This is a genomic window from Allobosea sp. LjRoot90, from assembly GCF_964254315.1.
Lineage (GTDB): Bacteria > Pseudomonadota > Alphaproteobacteria > Rhizobiales > Beijerinckiaceae > Allobosea.
This window is the reverse complement of the sequence record NZ_CAXUTF020000005.1, coordinates 368,476-391,455: the sequence shown is the minus strand read 5'-3', so window position 1 is coordinate 391,455 and position 22,980 is coordinate 368,476. Positions and strand designations below refer to the sequence as shown.

Annotated in this window: 20 protein-coding genes; 8 read left to right on the top strand and 12 right to left on the bottom strand. The window is 66.5% G+C overall.

What is annotated here, in order from left to right:
• Positions 1-2: 2 nt before the first annotated feature.
• Positions 3-605: a glycoside hydrolase family 19 protein gene (locus ACSQ3M_RS20430; RefSeq protein WP_436151901.1), complete on the bottom strand. Its 603-nt coding sequence runs from the start codon at positions 603-605 to the stop codon at positions 3-5.
• A 130-nt stretch (positions 606-735) separates the two neighbouring features.
• On the opposite strand from ACSQ3M_RS20430, the gene ACSQ3M_RS20425 reads away from it, so the two are divergent.
• A complete protein-coding gene (locus tag ACSQ3M_RS20425) occupies positions 736-2,028 on the top strand; it encodes an aminotransferase class V-fold PLP-dependent enzyme (protein ID WP_436151900.1) in 1,293 nt (430 codons plus the stop codon).
• A 127-nt stretch (positions 2,029-2,155) separates the two neighbouring features.
• Here the strand turns inward: ACSQ3M_RS20425 and ACSQ3M_RS20420 are convergent, their stop codons facing one another.
• The 4 genes from ACSQ3M_RS20420 to argH all read right to left on the bottom strand — a co-directional run bounded on the left by ACSQ3M_RS20420 (position 2,156) and on the right by argH (position 8,021).
• Positions 2,156-4,855: a TIGR02302 family protein gene (locus ACSQ3M_RS20420; RefSeq protein ID WP_436151899.1), complete on the bottom strand. Its 2,700-nt coding sequence runs from the start codon at positions 4,853-4,855 to the stop codon at positions 2,156-2,158.
• Between the two features lie 134 nt (positions 4,856-4,989).
• On the bottom strand, positions 4,990-6,279 hold the full coding sequence (gene lysA, locus ACSQ3M_RS20415; protein WP_436151898.1) for a diaminopimelate decarboxylase: 1,290 nt from the start codon (positions 6,277-6,279) through the stop codon (positions 4,990-4,992).
• A 7-nt stretch (positions 6,280-6,286) separates the two neighbouring features.
• Complete coding sequence (gene lptM, locus ACSQ3M_RS20410) at positions 6,287-6,544, bottom strand: LPS translocon maturation chaperone LptM (RefSeq protein ID WP_436151897.1); 258 nt, start codon at positions 6,542-6,544, stop codon at positions 6,287-6,289.
• Between the two features lie 76 nt (positions 6,545-6,620).
• Positions 6,621-8,021 (bottom strand): argininosuccinate lyase, encoded by a 1,401-nt coding sequence (gene argH, locus ACSQ3M_RS20405; protein ID WP_436151896.1) that lies wholly within the window; start codon positions 8,019-8,021, stop codon positions 6,621-6,623.
• Here argH and tlpA point away from each other — a divergent pair.
• A complete protein-coding gene (tlpA, locus tag ACSQ3M_RS20400; RefSeq protein ID WP_436151895.1) occupies positions 8,008-8,679 on the top strand; it encodes a thiol:disulfide interchange protein TlpA in 672 nt (223 codons plus the stop codon). The genes argH and tlpA overlap by 14 nt on opposite strands.
• A gap of 28 nt (positions 8,680-8,707) precedes the next feature.
• Here the strand turns inward: tlpA and ACSQ3M_RS20395 are convergent, their stop codons facing one another.
• Positions 8,708-9,145, bottom strand: coding sequence for a hypothetical protein (locus ACSQ3M_RS20395; RefSeq protein ID WP_436151894.1), 438 nt, complete (start codon positions 9,143-9,145; stop codon positions 8,708-8,710).
• Between the two features lie 291 nt (positions 9,146-9,436).
• Here ACSQ3M_RS20395 and ACSQ3M_RS20390 point away from each other — a divergent pair, with 291 nt between their 5' ends.
• On the top strand, positions 9,437-10,429 hold the full coding sequence (locus ACSQ3M_RS20390; RefSeq protein WP_436151893.1) for a hypothetical protein: 993 nt from the start codon (positions 9,437-9,439) through the stop codon (positions 10,427-10,429).
• An 89-nt stretch (positions 10,430-10,518) separates the two neighbouring features.
• The gene (locus ACSQ3M_RS20385; RefSeq protein ID WP_436151949.1) at positions 10,519-12,249 is read left to right on the top strand and encodes a carbamoyltransferase family protein; all 1,731 of its coding nucleotides are present in this window, start codon (positions 10,519-10,521) and stop codon (positions 12,247-12,249) included.
• Between the two features lie 93 nt (positions 12,250-12,342).
• Here ACSQ3M_RS20385 and grxD read toward each other — a convergent pair whose 3' ends face one another.
• The 3 genes from grxD to purL are packed head-to-tail and all read right to left on the bottom strand — an operon-like array spanning position 12,343 to position 15,183.
• On the bottom strand, positions 12,343-12,678 hold the full coding sequence (gene grxD / locus ACSQ3M_RS20380) for a Grx4 family monothiol glutaredoxin (RefSeq protein WP_091836387.1): 336 nt from the start codon (positions 12,676-12,678) through the stop codon (positions 12,343-12,345).
• A 46-nt stretch (positions 12,679-12,724) separates the two neighbouring features.
• Positions 12,725-12,961: a BolA/IbaG family iron-sulfur metabolism protein gene (locus ACSQ3M_RS20375; RefSeq protein WP_129159688.1), complete on the bottom strand. Its 237-nt coding sequence runs from the start codon at positions 12,959-12,961 to the stop codon at positions 12,725-12,727.
• Positions 12,962-12,972: 11 nt separating this feature from the next.
• Positions 12,973-15,183: a phosphoribosylformylglycinamidine synthase subunit PurL gene (purL, locus tag ACSQ3M_RS20370; RefSeq protein WP_436151892.1), complete on the bottom strand. Its 2,211-nt coding sequence runs from the start codon at positions 15,181-15,183 to the stop codon at positions 12,973-12,975.
• Positions 15,184-15,343: 160 nt separating this feature from the next.
• Between purL and ACSQ3M_RS20365 the strand changes: the two genes are divergently transcribed.
• Both ACSQ3M_RS20365 and vapC read left to right on the top strand, forming a co-directional pair.
• Positions 15,344-15,556, top strand: coding sequence for a type II toxin-antitoxin system VapB family antitoxin (locus ACSQ3M_RS20365; RefSeq protein WP_436151891.1), 213 nt, complete (start codon positions 15,344-15,346; stop codon positions 15,554-15,556).
• Positions 15,553-15,942 carry a type II toxin-antitoxin system VapC family toxin gene (vapC, locus tag ACSQ3M_RS20360; RefSeq protein ID WP_436151890.1) on the top strand — a complete coding sequence of 130 codons (390 nt, stop codon included), beginning with the start codon at positions 15,553-15,555 and terminating at the stop codon, positions 15,940-15,942. Before ACSQ3M_RS20365 ends, vapC begins: the two co-directional genes overlap by 4 nt.
• A 19-nt stretch (positions 15,943-15,961) precedes the next feature.
• Here the strand turns inward: vapC and ACSQ3M_RS20355 are convergent, their stop codons facing one another.
• Genes ACSQ3M_RS20355 through ACSQ3M_RS20345 form a run of 3 tightly spaced genes read right to left on the bottom strand, consistent with a single transcriptional unit; the run spans position 15,962 to position 19,138 of the window.
• Positions 15,962-16,402: an acyl-CoA thioesterase gene (locus ACSQ3M_RS20355; protein WP_436151889.1), complete on the bottom strand. Its 441-nt coding sequence runs from the start codon at positions 16,400-16,402 to the stop codon at positions 15,962-15,964.
• Entirely contained in the window at positions 16,399-17,283 is an 885-nt protein-coding gene (locus tag ACSQ3M_RS20350; RefSeq protein WP_436151888.1) for a methyltransferase domain-containing protein, read from the bottom strand. The genes ACSQ3M_RS20355 and ACSQ3M_RS20350 overlap by 4 nt, the downstream gene beginning before the upstream one ends.
• A gap of 13 nt (positions 17,284-17,296) precedes the next feature.
• Complete coding sequence (locus tag ACSQ3M_RS20345) at positions 17,297-19,138, bottom strand: M3 family oligoendopeptidase (protein WP_436151887.1); 1,842 nt, start codon at positions 19,136-19,138, stop codon at positions 17,297-17,299.
• A 203-nt stretch (positions 19,139-19,341) separates the two neighbouring features.
• Here ACSQ3M_RS20345 and ACSQ3M_RS20340 point away from each other — a divergent pair, with 203 nt between their 5' ends.
• Positions 19,342-20,832, top strand: a complete 1,491-nt coding sequence (locus ACSQ3M_RS20340) for a sigma-54-dependent transcriptional regulator (protein ID WP_436151886.1) — start codon at positions 19,342-19,344, stop codon at positions 20,830-20,832.
• Positions 20,833-20,983: 151 nt separating this feature from the next.
• Positions 20,984-22,876: a L,D-transpeptidase family protein gene (locus tag ACSQ3M_RS20335; protein WP_436151885.1), complete on the top strand. Its 1,893-nt coding sequence runs from the start codon at positions 20,984-20,986 to the stop codon at positions 22,874-22,876.
• Positions 22,877-22,980 lie beyond the last annotated feature (104 nt).

Genomic DNA, 22,980 nt, shown 5'->3' with positions numbered 1-22,980 from the left:
GCCTAGAACCAGATCCCTTTCGCCGTCGTCAGCAATTGCCGGCGGTCGGCGAGGCCGTTGGCGCCGCCATTGATCAGCTGGGTGACGCGGGCTGCATCGTCGCGATCGGCAGCGGCGTTGATCTTGCGGTCGCGCCAATAGGCGAAGGCGATCTGGACTGAGATGCGCGGATCGAGCGCGAGTTCCGGTCGCCCTTCGAGATCGACGTTCAGCATCCGGCCGATGCGTTTGTAATTGGCCCGGCCAGTCAGCTGGAAAATGCCGCGCCCATGATAGCGCGCACCATCGCCGGGCTCGGTGTTGCCGAGATCGACACGGCCTTCGTAGCGAGCAAACTGCTTCTTCCCGCCCTTCTCCTCCAGCGTGCGGAAACGGTCGCTCTCATGCGCGGCTTGAGCCAGGAAATGGCAGACCCGCAGCGGCGTCGTCAGATCAGCCTCGGCCGCGAGCCGATCGAAATGCAAGGCGATGTTGTTCATGATCTCCGCCTTGCCCGTCGGTGCCAGGCGGGCGAGCCGCGTGACCGTTACGGCAAGATCGGGCCTTCGCGGCGCCTGCGGCTCCTCGACTGGGGCTTCCTCGGCTGGCGATCCTTGCATCGACATGGCGGCACTCCGGTTGCGCTTTGCCCCAGTATGCATCCGTTTCGCAGCGCGGGGATAAATCCACCTGATAGTCGTCATGGCCCTGAAACAGGCGGCGGCTAGCGAAGGCGACCGCCTCAGGAAATCCGCCATGACCGACCAGACCGCCCTTAGCCGCCGCACACTGCTCGCCGCGCTCGGTACCGCCGCCCTCGCCGCACCAGCCCTCGCCCGCTCGCTTCCAGCCCTGCCGACCGGCGGCCTCGGCACCGACACCGGCTATTGGAACTCGGTCCGGCGCCTCTACAGCGTCACGCCCGACATGGTGAACCTCGAGAACGGCTATTGGGGCATCATGGCCGAGCCGGTGAAGGCCGAATACAAGCGGCTGACCGATTTCGTGAACTTCGAGAACACGGTCTACGCCCGCACCAAGATCGGCCAGGACCTCGACAATGTCCGCACGCCGGTGGCTGATTTCCTCGGTGTCGCCCGCGAGGAGATCGCTCTGACCCGCGGCGCGACCGAGGCGCTGCAGACCCTGATCGCCGGCTACAACAAGCTCAAACCCGGCGACGGCGTGCTCTATGCCGATCTCGACTATGATTCGATGCAGTACGCGATGAACTGGCTGAAGGGCCGGCGCGGCGTCGAGGTCGCGAAGTTCGACATCCCGGAGCCCGCGACCAAGGCCAATGTGCTCGCGGCTTATGAAGCCGCGCTCAAGGCCAATCCTAAGACCAAGCTCCTGCTGCTCACCCATATCAGCCACCGCACCGGGCTGATGATGCCGGTCAGGGAGCTTGCCGCCATGGCGAAGGCGCGCGGCATCGACGTCATCCTCGACGCTGCCCATAGCTGGGGCCAGGTCGACTTCAAGGCCAGGGATCTCGGCGTCGATTTCATCGGCTTCAACCTGCACAAATGGATCGGCGCGCCGCTCGGCGTCGGCGTCATGTACATCGCCCGTGAGCGGCTGGCCGACATCGACACCCATTATGGCGACGAGGACTTCAAGGCGGACGATGTCCGCTCGCGCATCCATACCGGCACGCCGAACTTCGCCGCCCAGCTCGCCGTTCCCGCGGCGCTCGCCTTGCATCAGGAGGTCGGCCCGCAGGCCAAGGAAGCGCGCTATCGACATCTTCGCAACTACTGGGTTGCCAGGGCGCGCGAGCTCAAGGGAGTCGAGATCCAGACGCCGGACGATCCGGAGATGGTCGCCGGCATCACCTCCTTCGCGCTGACGGGCAAGCGCTCCGCCGCCGACTGCAACGCCGTCGTGGCCGCGCTACGCGACCAGCACAAGGTGATGACGGTGCGCCGCGGTGGCGTCGCCAAGGGCAACACCATCCGCATCTCGCCGGCACCCTATCTGAACGAGGCGGACCTCGACCGCTTCATCGCGGCGCTCGCGGTCGTCTCGGGCAATCGCGCCGGCTGACGCGGCCGTCATTCTCGGGCGAAGCGAAGCGCAGACCCGAGAATCTCATGACGAGAAGGCACCGAACTGAGCCTTCTCCGGCCTGAGATGCTCGGGTCAAGCCCGAGCATGACGCGGAGCAACGGTATCAATTCCGCCGCAGCAGGCGCTCGAGATAGTCGAGCTCCTCGGTCGGACGCAGCGGATCGCCGAGGCGCCGCCGCAGCTCTTCTAGGATGCGCCGCGCCCTCTGCGTCGCGCTCTCGTCGGCACCGGGCACACGCACGCGGCCATCCGCCCAGTCGCGCTGGCGCTGCGGCCGCCCGAGCGGGTCGTTGTTGTTGGGTTGCTGAGACGAGGGCCGTCCGGCCGGCCGGCCGTCCGGCTCGCCATAGGCGTTCTCGTTGCCCTCGCCTTCGCCGGGCTCGCCCTGCATCTGCTGGGCGAGGTTCTGGCCACCCTTGCGCAGCGCGTCGAGTGCCCGGCCTTGCGCGTCGACGGCCTGCCCGTCCTGGCCTTGGCCGAGCTGGCCTTCAGCCTCGCGCATGGCGTCCTCAGCCTCGCCGAGTTCGCCCGGGTCGGCGCCCATGCCGCGCATGCGCCGCTGCAGGTCCTGCAAGCGCTCGCGCAGCGCCTGCTGGCGCTGCGACAGGCCCTGGCCCTGGCCTTGCCCGCCCTCGGCGTTCTGGCCGTCCTCTCCCTCGCCCTCTTCGCCGTTCTCGCCAGGCTGCTGTCCGGGTTGCTGGCCACGCTGCCCGCGCTGGCCCTGCTGCCCTTGCTGGCGCTGGCCCTGCTGGCCGGGACGCGCTTGCTGCTGGCCGGGGCGCTGGCCGCGCTGGGCCCGATTCTGACGCTGCTGGTCCTGCTGATAGGTCTCGTCGCGCAATTGTTGCTGCTCGCGCGTCATCCGGTCGAGATCGCCGAGCGCCTGGTTCATCTCGCGCTGCCGCGGGTCCTGCTGGCCGGGACGCGCCGTCTTGAGATTGTTCAGGAGGTTGTTGAGCTCCTCCATCAGGCGCTGCGCCTCGGCCATGTCGCCGCGCTTCGACAATTCCTCGATGCGGTTGAGCATGTTCTGCAGGTCGCGCGGTGTCACCGTGCGGAAATTCTCGGGCAGCTTCGCCTGGTTCTGCTCGCCGTTCTGCTGTTGTCGCTGCATCTGCTGGGCGAGCTCGCGCATGAACCGGTCCATGGCGCGACGCATCTCTTCGGTGAGCTTCTTGATCTCGTCCTCGGTGGCACCGCGATCGAGCGCTTGCTGCAGGTTCTCCTGCGCGGCCCGCAGCGCCTTTTCGGCATCCGACAGGTCGCCATCCTCGAGCTGCAGTGCGAGCGCCCACATCATCTCGGCGGTGTCGCGCAGCTGGTCGTCGCTGGCGGCCCGGCGCAAGCGCTCACCGATCATGCGCATGCCGAGATAGACGCCGGTCTCCTTCATGAAGCGGTCGGGCTCGATCATCATCGCGTCGAGCGCAAGTTGGACCTTCTTGCGCGTATCGACGTCCATGATCAGCTTGCGCCGCTGCTCGACCAGCGCCTTGGCCAAAGGCTTGGTGAAGGTCCGCTGCGGCAACACGACCTCGACGGTCTCGCTGCGCCCCTCCTGCCCGGTCTCGTCGCGCGCCAGGAGGTTCAGATTCACCTTGGCCCCAGCCCAGGGATGGGCCGAGAAGTCGACCGTGCTCTTCATCTCGTCTTCGCCGGAGCCGGAGGACGGCACCGGCAGGATCTGTTTCGGCGCCTCGACCAGCGAGCGGCCGCCTGCAAGCGGAGCAACGCGCGAGACGATCACCTCGGCCGAGGCGATGCCGTAATCGTCCTTGGCGCGGTAGCTGATGCCGAGCCCGCCCTGCACGCCGCTGACCGGCTTGGGCGGCTCGGCGAAGGCGATCTCCGGCTTCTGGTCGATGATCGCGTGCAGGCGTAGCGTCTGGGCGGGGGCACCCGAGCCGGTGATGCGCAAGGTGCCGTCGCCGGCAAGCAGGTAGCGCTTCTCCGTCACTGCGACGGTATTCGTCGGCGCGGCCTTGGCATCAGTCGGCTTGGCTTCGCCAGGCTTGCCCTCAACCGGGATAGCATCGAGCCGGCCGGTGGTCGCGACATCCATGCCGCTGCGCCCGGCGATGCGCACCACCACCGTCGACTTCTCGGGCACGTTGAAATTGGGGCTCGCCAGCCTGGCGAAATCGATCAGGATCGGCGGCATCCGCGTATAGGACGGCGGGTCGATCCAGGCATCGATCCGGACCGCGGCGGCTGCGAGCGCCGGCCCGCGCCAGTCGAAGGCCGCAGCGAGCCGCGGCAACGCCTCGTGCCCGGCGACGAAGAAGCCGGCAACAGCGGCAACCAGCGGCGCCGCACGCAGTGCCCGCTTGTCGCGCCCTGCCATATGCGGCTGCGGAGGCGCGACCTTCAGCGCCGCGACATGGGCGCTCTGCCGCTGCATATGCAGCGTCCACAGCGCCTGCGAGACCGGATCCTTGCCGCCGACCGCGAGCGTATCCTCGAGCGCCGTTGCCGGGCGATGCGCCCCGTCCATGGATTGGTCGAGCCGGGCCAGCGCTTCGCGGCGGCTCGGCCAGCGGCCAGTGACGGCGGGCCAGAAGCTTCCGAGCAGAGCTAAGGCGAAGATAGCGGAACCAGCGGCCCGTCCCCACCAGGGCAGATGCAGCCAGAGCCCGAACCAGGAGACGGCAAGGAAAAGCAGGACGACGCCGAGCGGCGCCCACAGCTTCGGCCAGAGCCGCTCCCAGGCGAGCGACAGCCGCGACGCCATGGTGAGGCGTTCCAGCCGCTTGCGGATCGTCCCACCTGTGTCGAGCGCCGTCCGGCGCGGTGTTTCGCTCATCCGATGCTCCGAGCCGCCCCCCGCGGCGCCTCTCTTGGCTTCATCGATCGAGCGGAGAGGCTAGCACGTGATTGTGGCGTGACCAGCACTCAGGCGCGATACCCCACAGGCGCTCCGCTTATTGTGAAGCGTCGTCAGGGCAGCCAGGGCGGTGCACGATCCGTGCCGATCAGCTCTTCATAGGTCTGACGCGGCCGCGTCACGGCGAATTTGTCGCCCTTCACCAGCACTTCGGCGACGAGCGGGCGCTGATTATAGGTCGAGGACATGCTGGCGCCGTAAGCGCCTGCGGTCATGAAGGCGATCAGGTCGCCGGGCTTCAGCTCGGAGAGATCGCGCCCGGTGGTGAAGGTGTCGCCTGATTCGCAGATCGGCCCGACTACGTCATAGGCGACCGTCTTCGCCCCCTCCTCCGGCTCCGCCACCGGCCAGATCTCGTGATAGGCCTCGTACATCGCCGGGCGCAGCAGGTCGTTCATCGCCGCGTCGACGACGAGGAACTGCTTGGTCGGGCGCGGATTGAGATGCAGCACCCTGGTCAAGAGGATGCCGGCATTGCCGACGATCAGCCGCCCCGGCTCGAAACCGAGCTCGGCGTCGAGCCCCTGCATCAGCTTGGCGACCATATCGGCGTAGGCCTCGATCAACCCCGGACCGTGATCGAACTCCCTGGGGATGTCGTAGGGGATGCCGAGCCCGCCACCGAGATCGAGCCGGTCGACGCGGTGTCCTTCCGCCCGCAGCGCCAGCACGAGATCGCGCATCTTGGCATAGGCCGCCTCGAAGGCGCCGACTTCGCGGATCTGGCTGCCGATATGCACGGCGAGCCCCATGATCCTGACGCCCGCCATATTGGCGGCACGGGCATAGAGCCGGTGCACCTCCTCGAAGGAGACGCCGAACTTGTTGGCCGAGGAGCCGGTGGTGATCTTGGCGTGGCCGCCGGCGCCGATGTCGGGATTGACCCGGAACACCGCTTCCTGGCGCTTGCCCAGGCGCTGGGCCACCTTCGAGAGCAGGTCGAGCTCGCCCTCGGTCTCGATATTGACCTGGAAGATCCCGGCCTCGACGGCGAAGGCGAGCTCACTCTCAGCTTTGCCGACGCCGGAGAAGACGATCTTGTCGGCCGGAAAGCCAGCCGCGAGCGCCTTGCGGATCTCGCCCTCGGAGACCGTGTCGGCGCCGGCGCCCAGCGCCGCCAGCGTCTTCAGCACACCGAGATTGCTGTTCGCCTTCATGGCGTAGAAGACATGCGCCGGCTTGCCCGGCGCGGTCGACTTCATCGCCGCTTCATACAGGCGGTAATGCCGCTCGATCGTCGCCGAAGAGTAGATATAGACCGGCGTTCCGACCGTCTCCGCGATCTCGCGCAGGTCGACATCCTCGGCGAAGAGCGCGCCGTCGCGATAGGCGAAGTGATGCATGGGAGGCTCAGAGCAGCGGGTCGAGCACGAAAGACGATTCGGGAATCGTGATGGCCTTGTTCGTCTTCGGCGGCTTGCCGAGCGGCGAGGCGTCCGTCGCGAAAGTGTTCTCCACTGCGCCAGTCTGCTTGTCCGGCAGATCGACCGCATTCTTGGCGTTCGGCGGCGGCTCCAGCGGTCCACGGCGGCCACAAGCCGCAAGCGCGAGACCGAGCAGGCCGACCACCAGCAAGGTGCGGCCGAGTTTCAGGCGGGGTTGCGGCACGAACGATGTTCCTTGGGCGAAGCTTCGGGACGAGTGTAGCGAATGGCGCGCAAGCTTGCGAGCCTTTGCGCCGGGATCATGACTGCGGCTTCGCGTCCTTGGCGAGTTGCTTCAGCCAGCGCCTCGCCTGCCGCTTCACATTGACGGGAGCGGTGCCGCCATAGCTGGTGCGGCTTTTCACCGAGCGCTCGACGCCGAGCACAGCGAAGATCTCGTCGCCGATCTTGGGCTCGACCTCCTGCATTTCGGCAAGCGAGAGCTTCTCCAGCCCGACACCCTTGGCCGAGGCGATGCCGACGAGCCGGCCGGTGACGTGGTGCGCGTCGCGGAAGGGCATCTTCAGCACGCGCACCAGCCAGTCGGCAAGGTCGGTGGCCGTCGCGTAGCCGAGGCCGGCAGCCTTCTTCATCACCTTGAGATCGGGAGACATGTCGCGGACCATGCCGGCGCTCGCAGCGAGGCAGAGCGACAGGGTCTGCACCGCGTCGAAGGTGCCTTCCTTGTCCTCCTGCATGTCCTTCGAATAGGTCAGCGGCAGGCCCTTCATCATCGTCAGCATGCCCTGCAAGGCGCCGAAGACGCGCCCCGCCTTGCCGCGCACCAGCTCGGCTGCGTCGGGATTGCGCTTCTGCGGCATGATCGACGAGCCGGTCGAGAACTTGTCGGAGAGCTTGACGAAGCCGAATTGCGGCGTCGCCCACAGTACGATCTCCTCGGCAAGGCGCGACAGGTGCATGGCGCAGATCGAGGCGGCTGACAGCGTCTCCAGCACGAAATCGCGATCCGAAACCGAATCGAGCGAGTTCGCCGTGGGACGTGCGAAGCCGAGAGCCTTGGCCGTCATGTGCCGGTCGATCGGGAAGGAGGTGCCAGCGAGCGCGGCGGCGCCGAGTGGGCATTCATTCATCCGCTCGCGAGCATCGCGCAGCCGACTGCGGTCGCGCGCCAGCATCTCGACATAGGCGAGCAGATGGTGACCGAAGGTGACCGGCTGCGCCGACTGCAGATGGGTGAAGCCCGGCATCACTGCACCGGCATAAGTCTCGGCCTTTTCGGCCAGCGCGAGCTGGAGGTCGGCGACCTGCTCGTCGAGCTGGTCGAGCGCGTCGCGTACCCAGAGCCGCATGTCGGTGGCGACCTGGTCGTTGCGCGAGCGTGCGGTGTGCAGACGCCCGGCGGCAAGCCCGATCCGCTCCTTGAGATTGCTCTCGATGTTCATGTGGATGTCTTCGAGCGCGCGCGAGAACGTGAAGCGCCCAGCCTCGATCTCGGCCTCGATGCCCTTGAGTCCGGTCGAGATGACGTCCACGTCGTCCTTCGTCAGGATGCCGGTCTCGGCCAGCATGGCGGCATGTGCCAGCGAGCCGCGGATATCCTGGCGCCACAGGCGCTGGTCGAAATCGATGGAGGCGTTGATCTCCTCCATGATGGCGTCGGGCCCTGTGGCGAAACGCCCACCCCACATGCGGTTGCTCACGGCGGTCTTTCCTGCTCTTCAAGGACGCGCGATGACGTCTCGGTCGAAAATAGTGATGGCCTGTGGGGCCTTGGCGCTGCTTGCGCTCGGCAGCGCTGCGGCCTTCTACTCCGTACGGGGCGCGGCCGGCAATTCCACTTGCAGCGCAGCGGCTACGAAGGTGGAAGCGCTGCGCGCCCGGGCGAAGGGCGAGGTCGCGGCCGTCGAGGTCGCCAAGCAGCCGGCGCTGCTGCCCGATCTCGCCTTCAACGGCCCGGACGGCAAGCCGACGACGCTTTCAGCCTTTCGCGGCAAGACCGTGCTGGTCAACCTCTGGGCGACCTGGTGCCTGCCTTGCCTCACCGAGATGCCGGCGCTCGACGCGCTCCAGAGCGCGCTCGGCGGCCCCGATTTCGAAGTCGTCGCGATCAACATCGATACGCGCCATCCAGACAAGCCGAAGAAGTGGCTGGCCGACAAGAACATCACCCGCCTCAGCTATTATGCCGATCCGCAGGCCAAGGTCTTCCAGGACATCCGCGCCGTGAAGAAGGTCGAGGGCATGCCGATCAGCCTGTTGATCGACCCGGCCGGCTGCGAGCTCGCGCTGCTCCAGGGCCCGGCCGAATGGGCGGGCGAGGATGCGCTGGCGCTGATCAAGGCAGCGCTCAAGCGCTGAGCGACATCGGCACACCGCGTCGCTGTTATCAGCCGGGATAGGCCACGACCGTCCAATCGATCGCGCCCTTCACGAAATATGGATTGACGTTGTAGGTCAGGGTGCCCTTGCCGGCACCGGCACCGGCCTTGCTGGCAGCGCCACCGAACCTGCCTTCGGAATTGCGGGTCATGTTCGTCAGCGTGATCAGGACCTGGAAATACTCGTCCTCGCCGGCCTTGTGCGATGCGCGGCCCATCTTCGAGCCGATCAGCATCGTCGCGGGCGATTCCGACTTCCACTCCCAGTACAGATACTCCTTGGCGTCGCTGGTGAACTTGATCTTGCCCTCGTCGGTACTGTCTTCAAAATGCGCCCAGCTACCCGAGGCCGACTTGCCGACCGTTACGGCCTTGTCGTTGAGTTTGAGGATGGCATAGACCAGTTTTTCTCCGCTACCTTGTTCGATCATGATCTTGTGCTGCATCGCAGACTCTCCTCGAGGACACGGGAAGGCGGCGGGCAAGGCGTGGCATGACGACGCGATAAGGCGCTGGCTTCTCGCCAAAAAAACGGCGGCGGCGCCGCGGCATCATCGGTCAATTGAGCCATTCTGGCGGCATTTCGCGGCAGGTGGCAAATCTCTCGCGCTGACTGGCGCCGCCCGCCACGATTGCCCCGCAAACCTGCGCAAGGGAACCTGACCCGGCCCGCGCCGTTCACCCCCGGCGCGGCACTGATGACGGCCGGCCTCCCGCCAGCGAATGGAGCGATACGAATGAGACCTCCCACCAGACAGACCGGGCACGGCGCGGCCCGGTTCCTGTTCCGCCTGCTGCTCGGCAGCCTGCTGGCCGCTGGCCTCGCCGTCCCCGGACAGGCCCAGGAGCGCAAGGCCATCCCCGGCACCACGGTTACGCTCGCGCCGGTGGCGGGCTTCGAGCCCTCCAGCAAGTTCGCCGGCCTCGAGCATGCGCAGGCCAAGGCCTCGCTCCTGGTGGTCGAGCTGCCGGCCGAGGCGCATCAGCAATTGTCGGCGCTGTTCACCAATCTCGAGACGGCGAAAACCAACTTCGCCAAGCAGAACATCACCATCGACGACGCCGAGGACATCGAGACCGCCGCCGGCAAAGGCCGCATCCTGACCGGCCAGCAGGCCCTAGGCGCTGCGACCTTCGACAAATGGATCGTGCTGCTCAAGGGCGCCAAGACCGTAATGATCACGGTGCAGGCGCCGGATGATTCCGATCTCGATGGCGATGATGTCGTCGCCATGCTGAAGACCGTATCGCTCGGCGCCGAGCCGACGCTCGACCAGAAGCTCGCGGCCCTGCCCTTCCGGGTCCGCGCGACTGAACCCTTCCGCGTCGTCGACACCTTCGGCGGCCTCGGCGTGCTGATGACCTCCGGCCCGCTGAACGTAGATCCCAAGGGCTCGCAGCCGATGCTGATCGTCAGCTATCAGACCGGCGGCCAGGTCGCCGCCGGCCAGCTGGCTGCTGTAGGTGAAAAGCTGCTGTCGACGACGCGCGGCTTCGAGAAGGCCGAGATCACCAAGCGCGACACGGTCGCCTTCGCCGGCAGCGACAGCGGCGCGATGCTGTCGGGCAAGACCACGGAGGGTGCGGTCGCCAAGCGCTTCGTCCAGTACATCGGCCTGGGGGCGGATGGCCGCTTCGTGCGGATGATCGTCAGCGCCGACGAGGCGACTTTCCCGACGCTGGAGCCAGCGATCAAGGCGATCGCCGACAGCATCGCCTTCGCCAAATAGGCCCGAATGGCGCAGCCGGTCCACCGGTCTGGCGTCACCGATCTGCAACATTTGCCATGGCCGGCCGGCTGCTCCATACGCTGCCGGCCATGAGCTACACCATCGGCCTCGCCACCACTTTCCACGACCCAGCCATCGCCATCGTCGACCCCGGCGGGGAGGTACTGTTCGCCGAGGCCACCGAGCGCTACCTGCAATACAAGCGGGCGCCGAACTGCGAGCCGGACACGGCGGTGCGGATGGAAAGCCTGCTCAAGCGCTATATTCCCAAGGGCGCCGAGATCAGGCTCGCGACCAGCTGGGGCGAGGAATTCACCGGCTTCCTCGACCAGATGAGCCGCGCCGGCTCATTCAGCATCGACGCGCTGCTCAAGCTCTCGCCCGCCTTCAACCGCTCGCTCGTGCCGGAACGTAGCGAGCGCGCCCTGATCGCCTCATTGCATCACCAGCAGCAGCGCGCCGGCCTCGGCACCCTGCTCGGGCTCGACCGCTCCTTCGGCGAGGCGAAGGTCACCGGGATCAAGCGCTATGGCCATCATCTCAGCCATGCGGCTTACGCCTGCTGGTCCTCGCCGTTCCGCGATGCCGCCTGCCTCGTCGTCGACGGCATGGGCGAGACTGGCGCCTCCGCGATCTTCGCGCTCAGGGACGGCCGCCTCACCGAGCTGAAGCGCCATCGCGGCCGCGAATCGATCGGCTTCTATTTCGGCTTCGTCACCGACCTCGCCGGCTTCGACCAGGCCAAGGGCGAGGAATGGAAGATCATGGGGCTGGCGCCCTATGGCCGAAGCGATCCCGAATTGCTCGCTTTGCTGCGCAAGCTTTATCGCGTCGAGGGCACCAAGCTCACCTTCGCCGACGCCGCGACGGTCCAGCAGGTCGCCGCTGATATCCTCGCCCGCCGCCCGGCCGACGCGCTCGACAGGGGCTGGGCCGATCTCTCGCGCTGCGGCCAGGACGTCTTCGCTGAGATGATGGAGGCGCTGCTCGCCGAGACGGCGGCGCTCTGCCCATCCGAGCATCTCGTCCTCGCCGGCGGCTGCGCGCTGAACTCCTCCTTCAACGGCAAGATCGTCGGCCGGCACGGCTTCCGGCAAGTGTACGTCCCCTCCGCTCCGGCTGATGACGGCAATGCCATCGGCGCCGCCTGGCTCGCCCATGCCGAGGCGAATCCGGACTGGCGCGCGCCGACGGGGCCGATGAGCCCCTATCTCGGCTCGAGCCTCTCGACCGAGCCCTTCGAGCGCATGACCGCCTGGGAGCCGCGGCTGCGGAAGCTCGCGCCCGACGAGATCATCGGCGCGACGGCGAAGCTCCTGGCCGAGGGCAAGCTGATCGGCTGGGCGCAGGGACGCGCCGAGTTCGGGCCGCGCGCGCTCGGCAACCGCTCGATCCTGGCCGATCCGCGCCCGGCCGATGCCAAGGACCTCCTCAACGCCAAGGTCAAGTACCGCGAGGCCTTTCGGCCGTTCGCGCCCTCGATCCTGGCGGAGCATGGGGCGGACTGGTTCGAGAACTACCAGGACTCGCCTTATATGGAGCGCACCCTGACCTGGAAGGAAGCGGTGCGCTCACGCGTTCCCGCCGTCGTCCATGAGGACGCGACGGGCCGCCTGCAGAGCGTCACAGCCGAGCGCAATCCGCGCTACCACGCCCTGATCAAGGCGTTCCATGAGCTCACCGGCGTGCCGGTGATCCTCAACACCTCGTTCAACATCATGGGCAAGCCGATCCTGCACAGCAGCGAGGATGCCATCCTGATGTTCTATACAAGCGGGCTCGATGCGCTGGTGGTCGAGGATTGGCTGCTGGTGAAGTGACTGCCTGCTTCCTTGGGCAGCAGGCATATCCGGACATGAAAAAGGGCGGCGCTCGATGCGCCGCCCTTTTGGATTCCTTGCGGATGAAGAAGCTCAGCTCGCCTGCTTGACGGCGATGCCCTTCTCTTCGAGCAGCGCCTGCAGTTCGCCGGCCTGGAACATCTCGCGGGTGATGTCGCAGCCGCCGACGAACTCGCCCTTGACGTAGAGCTGCGGGATCGTCGGCCAGTTCGAGTAGGCCTTGATGCCCTCGCGGATCTCCTGGTCCTCGAGCACGTTGACGCCCTTGAACGGCACGCCGACGTAAGAGAGGATCTGCACGACCTGGCCGGAGAAGCCGCACATCGGGAATTGCGGCGTGCCCTTCATGAAGAGCACCACGTCGCTGGACTTCACTTCGGCATCGATACGGGCGTTGACGTCGCTCATGTCTTTTCTCCTGCGGCGGGTTCAAGGCCCGCTGGATGAACTCGTTCTAATCTTGGGGAACCGTCGTCGTCAGCGCAAGGGCATGCAGCACGCCGCCCATGTTTCCTTGCAGCGCGGCATAGACCATCTGGTGCTGCTGGACACGCGACTTACCCGTGAAGGCGGCCGAGGTCACGGTCGCGGCATAGTGGTCACCGTCGCCCGCTAGGTCCTTGATCTCGACGATAGCGTCGGGGAACGCCGCCTTGATCATGCGCTCGATCTCGCTTGCTTCCATCGCCATAACGCGTCTCCTCAAGCAGCCTTGCCGGCCATGTAGTCGGGTAGCCAGCTCTCATGCGCTTGGCGCAAGGCGGACAATGCGACCGGCGCCTCGCCCGGCAGCGCAAGCTCGCTCCCGCCGGTCCGGCCGATGATCTGTGCCGGCACGCCGGCGGCCTTCGCTTCAGCGACGATAGCTTCGGCAGCACTAGCCGGCAGGGAGAGCAGGTAGCGGCCCTGATCCTCGCCGAAGAGCGCAGCATGAGCCGGCCCGGCTGGCAACGCCTCGACCTTGGCGCCGATCCCCTTCGCCATTGCCATCTCGGCGAGCGCGACGGCAAGACCGCCATCCGACAGGTCGTGGCAAACGGTGACCCGGCCCGTGGTGATCAGCCCGCGCACGAAATCGCCATTGCGGCGCTCGACCGAAAGGTCGACCGGCGGCGGCGCGCCCTCCTCGCGGCCACAGACCGTCGCGAGATAGGCGCCCTGTCCGAGCCAGCCCTTCGTCTCGCCGATGAGAACGATCGCCTCGCCTTCAGCCTTGAAGCCGATTGTCGCATGCTTCGTCACATCGGCGAGCAGGCCGACGCCGCCGATCGTCGGGGTCGGCAGGATCGAGACGCCGTTGGTCTCGTTGTAGAGCGAGACATTGCCGGAGACGACCGGGAAATCGAGCACCCGGCAGGCTTCGCCGATGCCCTGGATGCAGCCGACGAGTTGGCCCATCACCTCGGGCCGCTCCGGATTACCAAAATTGAGGTTGTCGGTGATGGCGAGCGGCAAGGCTCCGACCGCGGTCAGGTTGCGCCAGGCCTCGGCGACAGCCTGCTTGCCGCCTTCGAACGGATCGGCTTCGCAATAGCGCGGCGTCACGTCGGCAGTCATGGCGAGGCCCTTGGGCCCGTCCTCGATGCGCACGATGCCGGCGTCGCCACCCGGCGTCACCGCCGAATTGCCGAGGATCAGCGTATCGTACTGCTCGTAGATCCAGCGCTTCGACGAAAGGTCAGGCGAGCCGACCAGCGCGAGCAGCGCCTCGGCGTTCGACATCGGCGGGATGATGCTCGCCGCATCGACCACCGGCCGCTTCGGCGTCTCGACCCAGGGCCGGTCGTATTCGGGAGCCTCGTCGCCGAGCTCCTTGATCGGCAGGTCGGCCATCGTCTCGCCGTCGTGCTTGACGACAAAGCGCAGCGTGTCGGTGGTCTTGCCGATCACGGCGAAGTCGAGACCCCATTTACGGAAGATCGCCTCGGCCGGCTCTTCATGGCCCGGCTTGATCACCATGAGCATGCGCTCCTGGCTCTCCGAGAGCATCATCTCATAGGCGCTCATCTGATCTTCGCGGCAGGGCACCGCGTTGAGATCGAGCTCGACGCCGAGATCGCCCTTGGCGCCCATCTCAACGGCGGAGCAGGTCAGGCCGGCCGCGCCCATGTCCTGGATCGCGTCGACATGGCCGGCGGCCATGATCTCGAGGCAGGCTTCGAGCAGCAGCTTCTCGGCAAAGGGATCGCCGACCTGCACGGTCGGGCGCTTCTCCTCGGCGCCCTCGCCGAAGGCGGCCGAGGCCATGGTCGCGCCATGGATGCCGTCGCGGCCGGTCTTGGAGCCGAGATAGACGATCGCCTTCCCGACGCCCGAGGCCTTGGCGTAGAAAATCTCGTCGGAGCGCGCGAGGCCGACAGCCATGGCGTTGACCAGGTTGTTGCCGTCATAGCGCCGGTGGAAGCCGGTGGCGCCGCCGACATTCGGCACGCCGAAGGAATTGCCGTAGCCGCCGATGCCGGCGACGACGCCGGAGACCAGATGGCGGGTCTTGGGATGGCTCGGATCGCCGAAGCGCAGCGCATCGAGCACTGCGATCGGCCGCGCGCCCATGGTGAAGACGTCGCGCAGGATGCCGCCGACGCCGGTGGTCGCACCCTGATAGGGCTCGATGAAGGACGGGTGGTTGTGGCTCTCCATCTTGAAAACCACGGCGAGCCCGTCGCCGATATCGATCACACCGGCATTCTCGCCCGGCCCCTGGATCACCCAGGGCGCCTTGGTCGGCAGCGTCTTCAGATGAATCTTCGAGGATTTGTAGGAGCAATGCTCGTTCCACATCGCCGAGACGATGCCGAGCTCGGTGATCGACGGCTCGCGCCCGATCAGGTGCAGGAAGCGCTGATATTCGTCCGGCTTGAGGCCATGCTCGGCGACCAGCTGCGGGGTGATCTTGATGTCGTTGGGAATCACGCGGCCTGTTCCTGACGGAGGGGGCGAGCCAAGGGCTCGATCTCAAGCGGGGGCAATAGCCTAAAAGCGGCGGGTGAGACAATCGCAGCTGGAGCGCGCCGATTGAACGGCGGGCGCATGATGTGTATGCTTTACACATCTCTTACACATCGAGGCTGCCATGCGCACCAATATCGAGCTCGATGACGAGTTGCTCGCCGAGGCTATGGAGGCAACGGGCTTGCCGACCAAGCGCGCGACCGTGGAAGAAGCGTTGCGGATTCTCGTGCGCGAGCATCACGCACGGCGCGCCCTCCGGGATTTGGTGGGTTTGGGCTGGGAAGGGGACCTCGACGAGATGAGGACCGATCTCACAGACCCTGAGCGCCTGTGATTGCGGTCGATTCGTCCGTCTGGATCGCGCTTCTGCGCCGAACGCCCTCTCAAGCTGTCACTCGCCTGAATGCGATCGAAAGCGCGAGATCAATCCTCGTCGGTGACGTTGTGCTCCTGGAAGTGTTGCGCGGCGCTCGTGATGAAGCTCATGCCGCTGCGATCGAAAAGCGACTGCGCCGCTTCCAGCTACGGCCGATGCTGTCTCCTGAGCTGGCGTCTCAGGCTGCGCGCCACTATCGCAAGCTGCGCAGCCTCGGCGTGACGATTCGAAAATCACCTGATCTCGTGATCGCTACCTATTGCATCGCGAACGGCCACCACCTGCTGCATCAAGACCGCGATTTCGAGCCCTTCGCCGAGCATTGCGGGCTGCTGATCGCGTGATGCGAAGAGGCCGAAGCACTTATCCCACCCCGATCTCCGCCATGGCCGCGCGCAGCTTCGCCGGGATCGGCACCGGCGTCTGCGGGCCGCGCTCGACATAGACATGGGTGAAGAGGCCCTGCGCCGCCGTCAGCGCGCCGCCCTGGCGGAAAATCCCGATCCGGTAGGTCACTGAGGAGCGACCAAGCTTCTCGACCGCGAGCGCGCCCTCGACGATCTCAGGAAAGGCGACGCTCTCGAAATAGTCGCAGCGCGTGCCGACCACGAGACCGACGATCTTGCTGTCCTTGACGTCAAGAAAGCCCTGCTCGATCAGCCAGGCGTTCACCAGCGTGTCGAACCAGTTGTAGTAGATCACGTTGTTGACGTGGCCGAAGACGTCGTTGTCGGCCCAGCGCGTCGGGACCGTGCGGAACAGGCGAAAATCGACCCGCCCGAGCCTGACTGGCTTCTCGCTCATCGCTCTCCCCCGCCCGCCTTGTCGCCGGTGCCGATCTCGACCGCACCGAGCGCATCGGCCAGCCGCGCCTTGGCCGAGCCGGGCCGAAGCGGCTTCTGCTGGCTCTCATGCGGCGCCCAGCCGGAGAGCCAGACGATCTCGAAGGTCGCGCGCAGGCGGCCATCCGCATCGGCAAAACGCTCGGCATAGAGTTCGGCCGCCCGCAGCAGCACGCCGCGCCGCAACGGCTTGCGGCTGCGCTCGGTCAGCGCATTGGCCCAGCCCATGGCGCGCAGATCGCGCAAGAGCCCGAACATGTCGCCATAGCGCACGGTGACGCTCTCGCTGTCGATCACCGGAAGCGCAAAACCCGCGCGCTGGAGCAGGCTACCGAGGTCGCGCAGATCGGCGAAAGGTGCGACGCGCGGGCTCGCACCGCCGGTCACCTCAACTTCTGCCGCCAGCAGCGACTGGCGCAATTCGGTCAGGCTCTGGCCGGCGAGCAGGCAGGCGATGAAGAGGCCGTCCGGGCGCAGGCTCCGCCTGATCTGCACCAGCGTACCGGGCAGGTCGTTGACGGTGTGCAACGACAGCAGGGAAGCGATGAGATCGAGCGATTCCGCCGTGAAGGGCAGTGCTTCCAGATCGCCGACGAGGCCGGCGCTGGCATCTGGCACTTCCGCTATGCGCAACAGTTCGCCTGCCCGTGCCCGCAGCGCCTGATCCGCCAGTGGCAGCGGCGTGCCGAGATCAGCCGCCCGCTCGAAACGCCGCAGCACGGCGGAGAGCCGCTCGTCGAGATCGGCGACGCAGCGCGCCACCAAAAAATCGGGATAGCCGGCAGCGAGCGCCGCCTTAAGGCGGCGGCGATAGAGCGCGCGGTCGAAGACGACGGAACTCACCGCGCGCCTCGCTTCATTCCATTCCTTCGAGCTCGATGATCAGCCCTTCGATCATCTTGAGCCCGATCTGCCAGAAGGCCGGATCGCGCGCATCGAGACCGAATGGCTTCAGCAGTTCGGAATGGTGCTTGGTGCCGCCAGCCGAGAGCAGCGCGAAATAGCGCTCCTGAAAGCCCGAGGCCGAGTTCTGGTAGACGCCGTAGAGCGAGTTCACCAGGCAATCGCCGAAGGCGTAGGCGTAGACATAGAAGGGCGAATGGATGAAGTGCGGGATATAGGCCCAGAAGGTCTCGTAGCCCGGGCCGAGCCGGATTGCCGGACCGAGGCTCTCCGACTGCACGCTGAGCCAGAGCTCGCAGAGGTTCTCCGCCGTCAGCTCGCCCTGCCGGCGCGCCTCGTGGACCTTGCGCTCGAAGGAATAGAAGGCGATCTGGCGCACGACCGTGTTGATCATGTCCTCGACCTTGGCCGCCAGCATCGCCTTGCGCTGCTTTTGATCCGTGGTTCCGTCGAGCAGCTTGCGGAAGGTCAGCATTTCCCCGAACACGCTCGCCGTCTCGGCCAGCGTCAGCGGCGTCGGCGCCATCAGCGCCCCGTTCGGCGCTGCCAGAACCTGGTGCACGCCATGGCCGAGCTCATGCGCCAGCGTCATCACATCGCGCGGCTTGCCCTGATAGTTGAGCAGGACATAGGGATGGGCGGATGGCACCGTCGGATGCGCGAATGCGCCCGGCGCCTTGCCCGGGCGGGCCGGCGCATCGATCCAGCTTTCGTCGAAGAAGCGCTGCGCGATCCCCGCCATCTCCGGCGAGAAATCGCCATAGGCCGAGAGCACGGTGTCGCGCGCCTCCGTCCAGGGGATCATACGCTGCTCGACCTTGGGCAGCGGCGCGTTGCGATCCCAGAAGTCCAACGCCTCCTGGCCGAACCAGCGCGCTTTCAGCTTGTAATAGCGATGCGACAGGCGCGGATAGGCCTCGCGCACCGCCGCGACCAGCGCATCGACCACCTCGCGCTCGACCCGGTTCGCCAGATGGCGTGAATCGGCGACGTCCGCGAACTTGCGCCAGCGGTCGGAGATTTCCTTGTCCTTGGCGAGCGTGTTGGTGATCAGGCCGAAGGTGCGCAGGTGCTGGCGGAACACCGTGCCGAGCACCTCGGCGGCCTCCTTACGCACGGCGCCATCGGCGTCCTGCAGCCGGTTCAGCGTCAGTTCGAGGGTGAGGTCATCGCCGCCGGCCTTGAAGCGCAGCGAGGCGATCGTCTCGTCGAAAAGCCGGTTCCAGGCGCCGTGGCCAGTTACCGACTTCTCGTGGAAGAGCTCCTCGATCCGGTCCTCGAGCTGATGCGGCTTGTCCTTGGCGAGATCGTCGAGCCAGGGTTTCCAGTGGCTGAGCGGAGCCTGCGCCGCCACCTTGGTCAGCAGCGCCTCGTCGATCCGGTTGAGCTCGAGCCCGAAGAACAACAGCTCAGTCGAGATCGCGGTGACCTTGTCCTGCGTGTCGCCATAGAATTTGGCGCGTTGCGGATCGGTGGTGTCGCCGGAATAGACCAGGCCGGCATAGGACATGATCTTGCCGATCAGGTCCTCCAGCCGCTCATAGGCTTTGACGGCTTCGGTGAGCGCAGCGCTGGCATCGTCGCGCGCGGCGAGCGCCGCGAGCTTGCCGCGATAGAGCTCGGCGAAGCGCCGCGCCTCGGCTGCCGCGCGCTCGACATCGGCGGCGAAGGCCGGCGAATCCATCGCCGGATAAAGATGCGTCAGGTCCCATTCCGGCAGAGCGCCGAGCGCCTCGGCCACGCCCCCGGCATGAGCGGCGCGTGCGATGGCAGGACGGTCGAAGGGGCGGGTCATGTCGTCGTCAGCCTCGGCCTGTCGGGAAGGATTGTGGCCCCCTCATATGCGCGGGCTGCCGCCCGCGATCAACGGCGACGCTGTCACAGGCGCTCGATTTCCTACGGGCCTCGCCGGCTTAAGCGGCGCTTAACCGTTCTCCTCGACAGTGACCCGAAACGGAACAGCCGCTTCCGGCTGATTGCCTGGCCTGCCGAGGTTTCATGTCCACCACCATCCTCGTCGTCGACGACGATCCCGTGCAGCGCCGATTGCTCGACGCGATGCTGAAGCGCTTCGGTTACGAAGTCGCGCTCGCGGAAGGCGGCGAGCAAGCCCTGGCGGTTCTCGTCGACGAATCGCGCCGCATCGACTGCCTGATCCTCGACCTCGTCATGCCCGGCCTCGACGGCATGGGCGTTCTCGCGGCGCTGCGCGAACGCGGCAGCGAGGTGCCGGTGATCGTGCAGACCGCGAACGGCTCGATCGAGACCGTGGTCTCTGCGATGCGCGCCGGCGCCGTCGATTTCGTGGTCAAGCCGGCCGGCGCCGAGCGCCTGCAGATCTCGCTCAAGAACGCGCTCAAGCTCGGAGCTCTCGAGCACGAGATCCGCTATATGAAGCGGCGCGCCTCTGGCCAGCTCGGCTTTCGCGATCTCGCCAGCAAGAGCCAGGACATGGGCCGCGTCATCCAGTTGGCGGAACGCGCCGCCCGCTCCAACATCCCGATTCTGATCGAAGGCGAATCCGGCGTCGGCAAAGAGGTGCTGGCCCGCGCCATCCAGGGCACCAGCGACCGCAAGGGCAGGCCCTTCGTCACGGTCAACTGCGGCGCGATCCCGCACAATCTCGTCGAATCCATCCTGTTCGGCCACGAGAAGGGCTCGTTCACCGGCGCGACCGAGCGCCATATCGGCAAGTTCGTCGAGGCCAGTGGCGGCACGCTGTTCCTCGACGAGGTCGGCGAACTGCCGCTCGATGCGCAGGTCAAGCTGCTGCGCGCTATTCAGGAGAGCGAGGTCGATCCCGTCGGCGGCAAGAAGTCCGTGCGCGTCGACATCCGCATCATCTCGGCGACCAACAAGAGCCTGCTGGAGCAGGTCAAGCGCGGCGAGTTCCGCGAGGATCTCTACTACCGGCTCAACGTCTTCCCGATCACCTTGCCGCCCTTGCGCCAACGTCGTGAGGACGTGGCCGATCTCGCCCGCGGCTTTCTCGCCCGCTTCGCCGCGGAAGAAGGCCGCAAGCTGCGCGGCATCAGCGCCGAGGCACTCGGCCTGCTCGCCGACTATGATTGGCCGGGCAATGTCCGCCAGCTCGAGAACGCGATGTTCCGCGCCGTCGTGCTCTCCGATGGCGACGAGCTGACCGTCGCCGAATTCCCGCAGATCGCAGCGCAGATGGACGGCTTCGATGTGCGCATCCCGCCGGCGCCGGCTTCAATCGCCGCCGAACCGCGCGGCGAGGCGCCGCCGCGCATCATCCAGGTGCCGGTCCGCGATCCGAACGCGCTCGATCTCGTCGCCGGTTCCGACATGCGCACGCTCGACGAGCTCGAGCGCGAGATCATCCGGTTCGCCCTCGCCCATTATCGCGGCCACATGTCCGAGATCTCGCGCAAGCTCGGCATCGGCCGTTCGACGCTCTACCGCAAGCTCAAGGATTACGGGCTGATCGAAGGCGAGGACGCCTCTGACGGCGCCGACGCGGCTTAAGCCCGTAAAAAAGCGAAACGCATTCTGCAACCCACAGGGGACGGGCTGCAGAGGGCGAATATGGGCCGCTGTTGCAGGGCGGCATCTTGTCGAAGCAGGTCGAGTCACGCAGTTATCGGCGTGGATCGGCAAGGACCGGGGAAGTTAATCGATGCGCCTTCGCCGCCTGGTGGAAACCGTCTCAGCCACCACTCTTGGCCTCGCGCTCCTGCTCGCTCCGGCGACTGCCCAGGAGACCACCGGCGAGCTCGGCATTCCGCTGCCCGAACAGCCCGCTCTGGTCATCGTGAAGCGCGATGCCGAGCCGCAGAGGCTCGATATTCCCGCGCCGGTTGAGGTCACGCTCGATCTGCGCCCGTCCACCGACCTTCAATCGGCCGATGCTGCCGAGGCTAAGGACATGGTCACCGGCGCGCTCTCGACGCAGCCGAATCGCAGCCTAGCCGAGCCCGAGCCCGAGCTCGATCTGCCTGAGCCGGAGATGCCGCCGGTCGATCCGGCACTGACGAAACCAATCGAGCCGGTGCAACCGCAGCTGGCCAAGCCGGCCGCACCGCAGATCGACCTACCGCCTTTGCCAGAAGTCGCGGTCACGCTGCCGGCCGGGCTCGAGCTCTCCGGCCGGATCGCCGCCCAGGCCGAGATCGCAGCCGCGCTGCCGCGCCTGTCCGCTCGCGAACGCGCCGATATCGTCGCTGCCTACGCAGCCAACGAGAACAGGCCGTTCTGGATCGACGGCAAGGATCTCAGCGCTGCTGGCAAGCAGATCGCCGCCCGTCTCGGCCGTGCCGGCGAGGATGGCTTGCGCACTGGCGACTACCTGTTGCCGGTCTTCGAGGCGAGCGACAGGGACAGCCTCGCCGCGGCCGATATCCGGCTGTCGGCACTCGCCGTGCTCTACGCTCGCGACGCCCGCGGCGGACGCATCGATCCCCGCCGCCTTTCGAAGCTTATCACGCCGAAGCTCGAGCTGCCCTCGGCGACCGAGGTGCTGTCCGAACTTACCGGCGCTGTCGATCCCGGCGCGGTGCTCGCCGCCTATAATCCCCAGCATGATGGCTACCAGCGCCTAAAGGCCAAGCTCGCCGAGCTGCGCGCTCACAAGCCCGAGACGCCCGTTGCCCGCATCCCGGCCGGCCCAGCCCTCAAGGTCGGCATGCGTGATGCCCGCGTGCCGCTCGTTCGCGCCCGGCTCGGCCTCGGCAGCAGCGAGGAGCCGGTCTTCGACCGCTCGACCGCGCTGGCAGTGGCCGACTTCCAGAAGCAGGCCGGCCTGCGCGCCGACGGCGTGCTCAGCGACCAGACGGTCGCCGCGCTCGCCATGCCGCCCTCGACGCGATTGGAAAGTGACATCGTCGCCCAGATGGAGCGTTGGCGCTGGCTGCCGACCGATCTCGGTGAGAACCACATCATCGTGAACATCCCCGAGTACAAGATGCGCGTCATGCACGGGGGCAAGCTCGCGCATGAGGCACGCGTGATCGTCGGCAAGCCGGAATCGGCGACGCCGGTCTTTTCGCACAAGATGGATCACGTCGTCGTCAACCCGTCCTGGTTCGTGCCGCCCTCGATCCTGAAGAAGGAATTCCTGCCCGGGCTCGCTGCGGATCCGAACTATGGCGCCAGACGCGGCTACGTCGTGACGCGGGGCAAGAACGGCAATATCTCGGTGCGCCAGCCGCCGGGCGAGCGCAATGCGCTCGGCTGGATCAAGTTCATGTTCCCGAACGACCATGCCGTCTATCTGCACGATACGCCGAATCGCAGCCTGTTCGGCGCCGGCAAGCGTGCCTTCAGCCATGGCTGCGTGCGCGTCGAGAATCCCTTCGCCCTCGCCGACCAGGTGCTCGGGCCGGAATGGACCGCCGAGCGGCTGAAGCGGCTGATCGGCTCCGGTGAGCGCACCATCAAGCTGCCGCAGCCTTTGGCGATCCACCTCGTCTATGAGACGTTCGTCGTCAACGAGGCCGGCGCGGTCTCCACCTTCGACGACATCTACGGTTTCCACAGGCTGGTGCGGAACGCGCTCGAGCAACGTTCCTGACCAACTCGGCTGCGAAAAGTCCCATTCGGCACGGTTTCGCCACGATCTGCCGGTAGCGAGCAATCTTGCTTGCCGGAGTACGGCGGGGAGTTGCCTCGCTGGTA

Excerpts from the sequence above, each read along its gene's own strand:
- ACSQ3M_RS20430 (WP_436151901.1), bottom strand. The coding sequence starts at position 605 with ATGTCGATGCAAGGATCGCCAGCCGAGGAAGCCCCAGTCGAGGAGCCG.
- ACSQ3M_RS20425 (WP_436151900.1), top strand. The coding sequence starts at position 736 with ATGACCGACCAGACCGCCCTTAGCCGCCGCACACTGCTCGCCGCGCTC.
- ACSQ3M_RS20420 (WP_436151899.1), bottom strand. The coding sequence starts at position 4,855 with ATGAGCGAAACACCGCGCCGGACGGCGCTCGACACAGGTGGGACGATC.
- lysA (WP_436151898.1), bottom strand. The coding sequence starts at position 6,279 with ATGCATCACTTCGCCTATCGCGACGGCGCGCTCTTCGCCGAGGATGTC.
- tlpA (WP_436151895.1), top strand. The coding sequence starts at position 8,008 with ATGCGGTTGCTCACGGCGGTCTTTCCTGCTCTTCAAGGACGCGCGATG.
- ACSQ3M_RS20395 (WP_436151894.1), bottom strand. The coding sequence starts at position 9,145 with ATGCAGCACAAGATCATGATCGAACAAGGTAGCGGAGAAAAACTGGTC.
- ACSQ3M_RS20390 (WP_436151893.1), top strand. The coding sequence starts at position 9,437 with ATGAGACCTCCCACCAGACAGACCGGGCACGGCGCGGCCCGGTTCCTG.
- ACSQ3M_RS20385 (WP_436151949.1), top strand. The coding sequence starts at position 10,519 with ATGAGCTACACCATCGGCCTCGCCACCACTTTCCACGACCCAGCCATC.
- grxD (WP_091836387.1), bottom strand. The coding sequence starts at position 12,678 with ATGAGCGACGTCAACGCCCGTATCGATGCCGAAGTGAAGTCCAGCGAC.
- ACSQ3M_RS20375 (WP_129159688.1), bottom strand. The coding sequence starts at position 12,961 with ATGGCGATGGAAGCAAGCGAGATCGAGCGCATGATCAAGGCGGCGTTC.
- ACSQ3M_RS20365 (WP_436151891.1), top strand. The coding sequence starts at position 15,344 with ATGCGCACCAATATCGAGCTCGATGACGAGTTGCTCGCCGAGGCTATG.
- ACSQ3M_RS20355 (WP_436151889.1), bottom strand. The coding sequence starts at position 16,402 with ATGAGCGAGAAGCCAGTCAGGCTCGGGCGGGTCGATTTTCGCCTGTTC.
- ACSQ3M_RS20345 (WP_436151887.1), bottom strand. The coding sequence starts at position 19,138 with ATGACCCGCCCCTTCGACCGTCCTGCCATCGCACGCGCCGCTCATGCC.
- ACSQ3M_RS20340 (WP_436151886.1), top strand. The coding sequence starts at position 19,342 with ATGTCCACCACCATCCTCGTCGTCGACGACGATCCCGTGCAGCGCCGA.
- ACSQ3M_RS20335 (WP_436151885.1), top strand. The coding sequence starts at position 20,984 with ATGCGCCTTCGCCGCCTGGTGGAAACCGTCTCAGCCACCACTCTTGGC.